Genomic DNA, 7,046 nt, shown 5'->3' with positions numbered 1-7,046 from the left:
TGACCCGCGGACCGCACCACCGACGAAGGGCCGGCCCCCACCACGGGGGCCGGCCCTTCGTCATGTCCGCCCGTCTGTCACTTTCACGCCCGGTGGCGGGAGCGGCGAGTGGAACACCAGGTACGTCTCGACAGCCTCATGGCAGCCGTAGCGTTCCACCCGCCTACGCGGTGGACCGGGTTCGGGTCAGCCGCCGGAGTCGTCCAACTCGGCGCCGTCGGGCACCGTGTCGTCGTCCCGGCTCGCCAGCCAACCGTCGGGCAGGAAGACCTTGCCCGGTGAGTTGGTCCGCCCGCGCGGTTGGCCCAGCGTGTCGACCGGGAACGGCTCGGCCGGGTCGAGCTTGCCGAGCAGGTCGTCGAGTTGGGCCAGGCTCTCGATCATGGCGAGCGAGCGGCGCAGCTCGCCGCCGACCGGGAAGCCCTTCAGGTACCAGGCGACGTGCTTGCGGAAGTCGGTGCAGCCGTCCCGCTCGCCCCGCGCCGGGTTGCGCGCGCCGGCGACGAACTGGTCGACCAGCAACTCGGCGTGCCGGCGCATGGTCGCCGCGACCTCGCCCAGGTTGGGCAGCCGACGCTCCGGCCGGCCGTTGAAGGCGGCCTCCAGGTCGGCGAAGAGCCACGGCCGACCCAGGCAACCGCGCCCGATCACCACGCCGTCCACGCCGGTGTGGGCCACCATCCGCAGGGCGTCGTCGGCCTCCCAGATGTCGCCGTTGCCGAGCACCGGCACGTCGAGGGCCTGCTTGAGAGTGGCGATGGCGTCCCAGTCGGCGGTGCCCGAGTAGCGCTGCGAGGCCGTCCGGCCGTGCAGGGCCACGGCGGCCACGCCGGCGTCCTGGGCGGCCAGCCCCGCCTCGACGTACGTCAGGTGGTCGTCGTCGATGCCCTTGCGCATCTTCACCGTGACCGGCACCCCGGCCGGCGACGCGGCGTCCACCGCGGCCCTGACCAGCCGGGCGAAGAGCCGGCGTCGCCACGGCAGCGCCGCGCCGCCGCCACGCCGCGTCACCTTCGGCACCGGGCAGCCGAAGTTGAGGTCGATGTGGTCGGCGAGGTCCTTCTCGACCACGATCCGTACGGCGGCCGCGGTGATCTCCGGGTCGGTGCCGTAGAGCTGGAGGCTGCGGGGCTGCTCGTCCGCGCCGAAGGCGATCATGCGCAGCGTCTTCGGGTTCCGCTCGACCAGCGCCCGGGTCGTGATCATCTCGCAGACGTAGATGCCGCCGCCCTGCTCACGGCAGAGCTGGCGGAAGCCGACGTTGGTGATCCCGGCCATCGGCGCGAGCACCACCGGCGGCCACACCTGGTGCCGCCCGAGAGTCAACGGGCGCAGCGCGGAAGCGGTCGAGACAGTCACCGCCCAAGTGTAAGGAGGGGCCCCCTGTTAACGCCTTCTGCATAGCAGGGGCCCCCTGCTAACACGGCGCATATCACAGAGCCGCCGCGATGGAGGGGCTGTCCACAGGGCGGGTGGCTGTCCACGGTTGGTGCCGGCGGGGCAATACGGGCCAGGACGCGTGGGTCAACCTGCGGGGCATGGTCGAGTTCTCCCCACAGTTGGAGCAGGCGGCGCACAGGCAGCAGCAGCTGGTCAGTCGGGCCCAACTGCTCGCCTCCGGCTTCGACGACATGTTCCTGTACCGGCAGACCCGTCGCGGGCTCTGGCAGCGCATGCTGCCCGCGACGTACGCGCTGTTCACCGGCACTCTGACCGAGGAGCAACGGCGGATCTCCGCCGTGCTGTACGCCGGCTCCGAAGCCCAGCTCACCGGACCTGCCGCGCTCGCCTGGTACGGCTTCCGGTACGGCCCGAGGACCGAGTCCGTACACCTGATCGTGCCGCACGAGAGGCGGCGGAAGTCATCGGGGCACGTGGTGATCACTCGGGCGCTGGCCCTGGACCCGAAGGCCCGCCACACGGCCCTCTATCCGGTCTGCTCCCCCGCCCGCGCGGTGGTCGACACCTCGCGTGACCTGCGCCAACTGCGACCGGTCCGCGCCGTCGTGGCCGAGGCCGTCCAACGCGGCTTCACCGACCTGGCGGCGTTGGACGAGGAGATTCGGCGTGCCAAGCGCAGCCGGACCGCCTTGATCAGGAAGGCGTTCTCCGAGGTCGTGGCCGGCACGCGGTCCGCGCCGGAGGCCGAGCTACGGGAGCGCCTGTCCGGCAGCCCGTTGCTGCCGGTGATCCTCTGGAACCCGAGACTGGTGAGCCCGGACGGGCAGACGCTTCCGACGCCGGACGGGTACCTGGCCGAGGCGGCGGTGGCGCTCGAGGTGGACTCGCAGGAGTACCACTTCAGTCCCGGTGACTGGGCGCGGACGCTCGACCGGCACAACGAGTTGAGCCGACTCGGCGTACTCGTCCTGCACTTCACGCCGGCCCAGATCCGCCGGCACCCGGCCCGGGCGCGGCGGACCGTCGAGGACGCGTACGAGTCGCGGCGGGGGCTCGGCGCGAGCGTGCACATCCGCGCCGAGCCACGCCCGCAGAACCCACCCGGATGTTAAGAAGGGGCCCCTGCTCTACCGGAAACGTTAATAAGGGGCCCCTCCTTGCACCTCAGCAGCCGGGGAGGCGCTCGATCAGGTAGCGCTCGACCTGGTCGAGGGAGACCCGCTCCTGGCCCATGGTGTCCCGGTTGCGGACGGTCACGGCGTTGTCGTCCAGGGTGTCGAAGTCCACCGTCACGCAGAACGGCGTGCCGATCTCGTCCTGGCGGCGGTAGCGGCGGCCGATCGCCTGCGAGTCGTCGAACTCCACCACCCAGCGCTTGCGAAGCAGCGCCGCCAGGTCCTTCGCCTTCGGCGACAGTGCCTCGTTGCGCGACAGCGGCAGCACGGCCACCTTGACCGGGGCCAGCCGCGGGTCGAAGCGCATGACCGTGCGCTTGTCCACGCCGCCCTTGGTGTTCGGTGCCTCGTCCTCGTCGTACGCCTCGAGCAGGAAGGCGAGCACCGCGCGGGTCAGGCCGGCGGCCGGCTCGATCACGTACGGCATCCAGCGCTCGCCCTTGGTCTGGTCGAAGTACGACAGGTCGACGCCGGAGTGCTTGCTGTGCGTGGACAGGTCGAAGTCGGTGCGGTTGGCGATGCCCTCCAGCTCGGCGAACTCGGTGCCGCCGAACTGGAACCGGTACTCGATGTCGACGGTGCGCTTCGAGTAGTGGGAGAGCTTCTCCTTGGGGTGCTCGTAGAAGCGCAGGTTGTCAGCGGACAGGCCGAGGTCGAGGTACCAGTTCCAGCGCTCCTGCAGCCAGTACTCGTGCCACTGCTCGTCCGAGCCTGGCTCGACGAAGAACTCCATCTCCATCTGCTCGAACTCGCGGGTGCGGAAGATGAAGTTACCCGGGGTGATCTCGTTGCGGAACGACTTGCCGGTCTGCGCGATGCCGAACGGCGGCTTCTTGCGGGCGACCGTCTCGACGTTCTTGTAGTTGACGAAGATGCCCTGGGCGGTCTCCGGGCGCAGGTAGTGCAGCCCCTCGTCGCTCTCCACCGGGCCGAGGTAGGTCTTCATCAGGCCGTTGAACATCTTCGGCTCGGTGAAGGTGCCCTTGTTGCCGCAGTTGGGGCAGTTGAGCTCGGCGAGGGAGGTCAGCGGCTTGCCGTGCTTCTCGGCGTACGCCTCCTCGAGGTGGTCGGCCCGGAACCGCTTGTGGCAGAACTGGCACTCGGTGAGCGGGTCGACGAACTCGGCGATGTGGCCGGAGGCCTCCCACACCTTGCGGGCCAGGATCACCGCGGAGTCGAGGCCGACCACGTCGTCGCGCTGCTGGACCATGGTCTTCCACCACTGCCGGCGCACGTTCTCCTTGAGCTCCACGCCGAGCGGACCGTAGTCCCACGCCGACCGGGTGCCCCCGTAGATCTCACTGGAGGGGAAGACGAAGCCTCGGCGCTTGGCGAGGCTGACGACGGCGTCGATACGGTCGGCTGGCATGTTTCCTCCTACGCCGGCTGGCGGTCGGCGGGGGCGAGATGTGGATGGAACGGTCGGTTCGGGACAACGGTACGACCACCGGCACCCCGAGCCCAGCAGAATACCGGGGGCGGGTCAGCTGACCCCGCACACCTCCATGCCGCCGGTCTGACCGTCCTGGTCCAGGGTGACCTGCTGCTGTTCCCGGTTGCCGCCGTCGAGGGTCACGTCCACCGGCACGGTCAGGTTGGTGGTGTCCACCTCACCCACCCGGAAGGCGCTGACCTGCGGCTCGGCGGCCACCCGCTGCTCGAACTCGGGGCGGGACTCACGCCGCTGCGCGTCGTCGCAGAGCTGCTCGTACGCCCGGCCGTAGTTGCGGTCGACCAGGGCCTGGTAGTAGTCACCGGTGACCGCTCGGCCCTGCTCCCGGACGGCCTGCACGCCGCTGACCGCGAGCCCGACCACGGCCGCTCCGCCCCCGCCGCAGCAGAGCAGCACGGCGAGCGCGCCGACGCCGAGACCGATCCAGAGCCGGGTCCGCCGGCCCTCGCTGGGCGGCGCGGCGAACGGCGGAGCCACCCCGGGACCGGGGGGTGGGGCGGGGGTGCCCGGCACCGGCGGCGGGCCCTGCTCGGCCGGCGGCCGGCCGCCGTCCTGCCCGGGCAGCGCGGGGTGCGGCGATGGGGCTGCCGGTCCGGGAGCGGTCATAGGAGCAGGGTAGTGCCCGACGGCTCAGCGGTAAGGACCAGCAGCCCGATCACTCTCCGCGACCACGACCGCCCCGCCGGGTGCCGCACTGGCCAGCGCCTCGTACGCGGACGGCTCGTCGACCGATTCGGCGAGCAGCGGCACGGCGGTCACCTTGACCTCGAAGGCGCCCAGTGCCCGCCGGTAGGTGCCGACCGACTCCCACTCGGTGACCAGGGACCAGTGCCGCGGGTCGTCCAGCGCCCGGACCAACTGACCGCGCAGGTAGCCGGGGCGGGCGGCCAGCGCGGTGAGGGCGGCGTACGCCCGCTCGGTGAAGTCGTCGGCGACATCGACGTCGACCACGAACCGGTTGGTCACCAGCACCGGGTTCCTCCTCGTAGAGTCTGTGGGATGCAGCGTACGCAGCCCCCCATGCTGGCCCGGTTGGCCGGGGCGAACCCGACGTCGGTGTTCCTGCTCACCCTGGTGGTGGCGCTGGTGGCGTTCTTCACGCCGGGGGTGGTCGGCGGGCTGCTCACGTTGGCGCTCGCCGCGGCCCTGATCGCCCTGTTGGCCACCACCTGGTCGGTTCAGACGCCGCAGACCCGGCTGATCCGGCTGCTGATGCTGACCCTGCTGGTCACGGTGGGCCTGGCGAAGCTGCTCTGACATGCACTCATGCGTTTTTGACAATCATTGTCGTTGCCACGGACAGTTGACGACATGAGCAACCGCACCGCACGTGTCCTGGCCGCCGCCACCGCCCTGCTCGCCCTGGGTGCCGGTGCCGGCTGCTCCACCGGCGGCGCGGCCGGAGCCGACCCGCAGCGGGTCGACGTGGTGGCCGCGTTCTACCCGCTGCAGTTCCTGGCCGAGCGGATCGGCGGCGACGCCGTCCGGGTGACCAATCTGGCCAAGCCGGGCGCGGAGCCGCACGACCTGGAGCTCAACGCGGGCCAGGTCGGCCAGGTCACCGAGGCGGAGCTGATCGTCTACCTGAAGGGCTTCCAGCCGGCGGTGGACGACGCGGTCGAGCAGAACGGCGGCGACCGGGCGTTCGACGTGACCAGCGTGCAGCCGCTGCTGGACGCGAACGCCGGCGGGCACAACCACGAGGGCGAGAAGGAGTCCGGCGAGGAGCAGCACGGCGGCGGTAAGGACCCGCACGTCTGGCTGGACCCGACCCGGCTGGCCGGCATCGGCGACCAGCTCGCCCAGCGGCTCGGCAGGGCCGACCCGGACCACGCCGCCGACTACACCGCCCGCGCCGCGGCGCTGCGCGCCGACCTGACGACCTTGGACACCGAGTTCAGCCAGGGCCTGAAGACCTGCCAGCGGCGGGAGATCGTGACCAGCCACACCGCGTTCGGCTACCTGGCCGACCGGTACCAGCTCGAGCAGGTCGGCATCACCGGGCTGAGCCCCGACGTGGAGCCCTCCCCGCAGCGGCTGGCCCAGGTGATCGAGGAGGCGAAGGCGCACCGGACCACCACCATCTTCTTCGAGACGCTGGTCAGCCCGAAGGTGGCCGAGACCATCGCCGGCCCGGTCGGCGCGAGGACCGCGGTGCTGGACCCGATCGAAGGGCTCGCCGCCGGTAGCGGCGCGGACTACCTTTCGGTGATGCGTACCAACCTGCAGGCCCTGCGGACGGGGTTGAGCTGCTCGTGAGCGCCCCTGTGATCACCGTCGAGCACGGCGTGGTCGGCTACGACGGCCGCCCCGTGCTCCGGGACGTCTCGCTCACCGTGACCGCCGGGGAGGTGGTCGCGGTGCTCGGCGCGAACGGCTCCGGCAAGTCCACCCTGATCCGTGCCGTGCTGGGGCTGGTTCCGCTCAGCGGCGGTTCGGTCACCCTGTTCGACCGGCCGCTGCGGCGCTTCCGGCAGTGGCAGCGCATCGGGTACGTCCCGCAGCGCCTGGGCGCCGGTGGCGGCGTGCCGGCCACCGTCCGTGAGGTGGTCGCCTCCGGCCGGCTGGCCCGCCGGGGGATGCTCCGGCCGCCCGGCGCGGCCGACCGGGCCGCCGTGGACGACGCGCTGCGCGCGGTCGGGCTGGCCGACCGGGCCGGCGACCCGGTGGCCACCCTCTCCGGCGGCCAGCAGCAGCGCACCCTGATCGCCCGCGCGCTCGCCGGGCACCCGGAGCTGCTGGTCCTCGACGAGCCCACCGCCGGGGTGGACGCGGCCAGCCAGGAGGTGTTCGCCGACGTCCTGCGCGACTTCGTGGCCGAGCGCGGGACGGTGCTGCTGGTGGCACACGAGCTGGGTCCGCTGCGGCCGGTGATCAGCCGGGCGGTCGTCGTACACGAGGGTGGCATCTGTCACGACGGTGCCGTGCCGGACCCGGCCGCCCACCACGCGGAGCCCGACCACGACCACGTGCACCCGCACGGTCCCGACGAGCCCGCCGGGCTGTGGAGCAACTGA

General features: G+C 71.7%; 8 protein-coding genes. 4 read left to right on the top strand and 4 right to left on the bottom strand.

Going from position 1 to position 7,046, the window contains the following annotated elements; translation table 11 throughout:
• Nucleotides 1-186: 186 nt before the first annotated feature.
• Nucleotides 187-1,359 (bottom strand): tRNA dihydrouridine synthase DusB, encoded by a 1,173-nt coding sequence (gene dusB, locus ACFOW4_RS07600; RefSeq protein ID WP_377525766.1) that lies wholly within the window; start codon nt 1,357-1,359, stop codon nt 187-189.
• A 179-nt stretch (nt 1,360-1,538) separates the two neighbouring features.
• Here dusB and ACFOW4_RS07595 point away from each other — a divergent pair, with 179 nt between their 5' ends.
• Nucleotides 1,539-2,513: a hypothetical protein gene (locus tag ACFOW4_RS07595; protein ID WP_377525763.1), complete on the top strand. Its 975-nt coding sequence runs from the start codon at nt 1,539-1,541 to the stop codon at nt 2,511-2,513.
• A 52-nt stretch (nt 2,514-2,565) separates the two neighbouring features.
• Here the strand turns inward: ACFOW4_RS07595 and ACFOW4_RS07590 are convergent, their stop codons facing one another.
• The 3 genes from ACFOW4_RS07590 to ACFOW4_RS07580 all read right to left on the bottom strand — a co-directional run bounded on the left by ACFOW4_RS07590 (nt 2,566) and on the right by ACFOW4_RS07580 (nt 5,001).
• Nucleotides 2,566-3,945 carry a glycine--tRNA ligase gene (locus ACFOW4_RS07590; RefSeq protein WP_377525761.1) on the bottom strand — a complete coding sequence of 460 codons (1,380 nt, stop codon included), beginning with the start codon at nt 3,943-3,945 and terminating at the stop codon, nt 2,566-2,568.
• Between the two features lie 114 nt (nt 3,946-4,059).
• On the bottom strand, nt 4,060-4,635 hold the full coding sequence (locus ACFOW4_RS07585; RefSeq protein ID WP_377525758.1) for a hypothetical protein: 576 nt from the start codon (nt 4,633-4,635) through the stop codon (nt 4,060-4,062).
• Nucleotides 4,636-4,659: 24 nt separating this feature from the next.
• The gene (locus ACFOW4_RS07580) at nt 4,660-5,001 is read right to left on the bottom strand and encodes an antibiotic biosynthesis monooxygenase family protein (RefSeq protein WP_377525756.1); all 342 of its coding nucleotides are present in this window, start codon (nt 4,999-5,001) and stop codon (nt 4,660-4,662) included.
• 27 nt (nt 5,002-5,028) lie between these two features.
• Between ACFOW4_RS07580 and ACFOW4_RS07575 the strand changes: the two genes are divergently transcribed.
• Genes ACFOW4_RS07575 through ACFOW4_RS07565 form a run of 3 tightly spaced genes read left to right on the top strand, consistent with a single transcriptional unit; the run spans nt 5,029 to nt 7,046 of the window.
• A complete protein-coding gene (locus tag ACFOW4_RS07575) occupies nt 5,029-5,286 on the top strand; it encodes a hypothetical protein (protein ID WP_377525753.1) in 258 nt (85 codons plus the stop codon).
• 54 nt (nt 5,287-5,340) lie between these two features.
• A complete protein-coding gene (locus ACFOW4_RS07570; protein ID WP_377525751.1) occupies nt 5,341-6,288 on the top strand; it encodes a metal ABC transporter substrate-binding protein in 948 nt (315 codons plus the stop codon).
• Nucleotides 6,285-7,046, top strand: coding sequence for a metal ABC transporter ATP-binding protein (locus ACFOW4_RS07565; protein WP_377525748.1), 762 nt, complete (start codon nt 6,285-6,287; stop codon nt 7,044-7,046). Before ACFOW4_RS07570 ends, ACFOW4_RS07565 begins: the two co-directional genes overlap by 4 nt.

The sequence above is a fragment of the Micromonospora sp. GCM10011542 genome, assembly GCF_042650685.1.
Lineage (GTDB): Bacteria > Actinomycetota > Actinomycetes > Mycobacteriales > Micromonosporaceae > Micromonospora.
The sequence above is the reverse complement of the archived record's forward strand: the minus strand, read 5'-3'. Positions and strand labels throughout refer to the sequence as shown.

Coding starts and splice junctions, on each gene's coding strand:
- ACFOW4_RS07595 (WP_377525763.1), top strand. CDS start 1,539: ATGGTCGAGTTCTCCCCACAGTTGGAGCAGGCGGCGCACAGGCAGCAG.
- ACFOW4_RS07585 (WP_377525758.1), bottom strand. CDS start 4,635: ATGACCGCTCCCGGACCGGCAGCCCCATCGCCGCACCCCGCGCTGCCC.
- ACFOW4_RS07590 (WP_377525761.1), bottom strand. CDS start 3,945: ATGCCAGCCGACCGTATCGACGCCGTCGTCAGCCTCGCCAAGCGCCGA.
- ACFOW4_RS07575 (WP_377525753.1), top strand. CDS start 5,029: ATGCAGCGTACGCAGCCCCCCATGCTGGCCCGGTTGGCCGGGGCGAAC.
- ACFOW4_RS07570 (WP_377525751.1), top strand. CDS start 5,341: ATGAGCAACCGCACCGCACGTGTCCTGGCCGCCGCCACCGCCCTGCTC.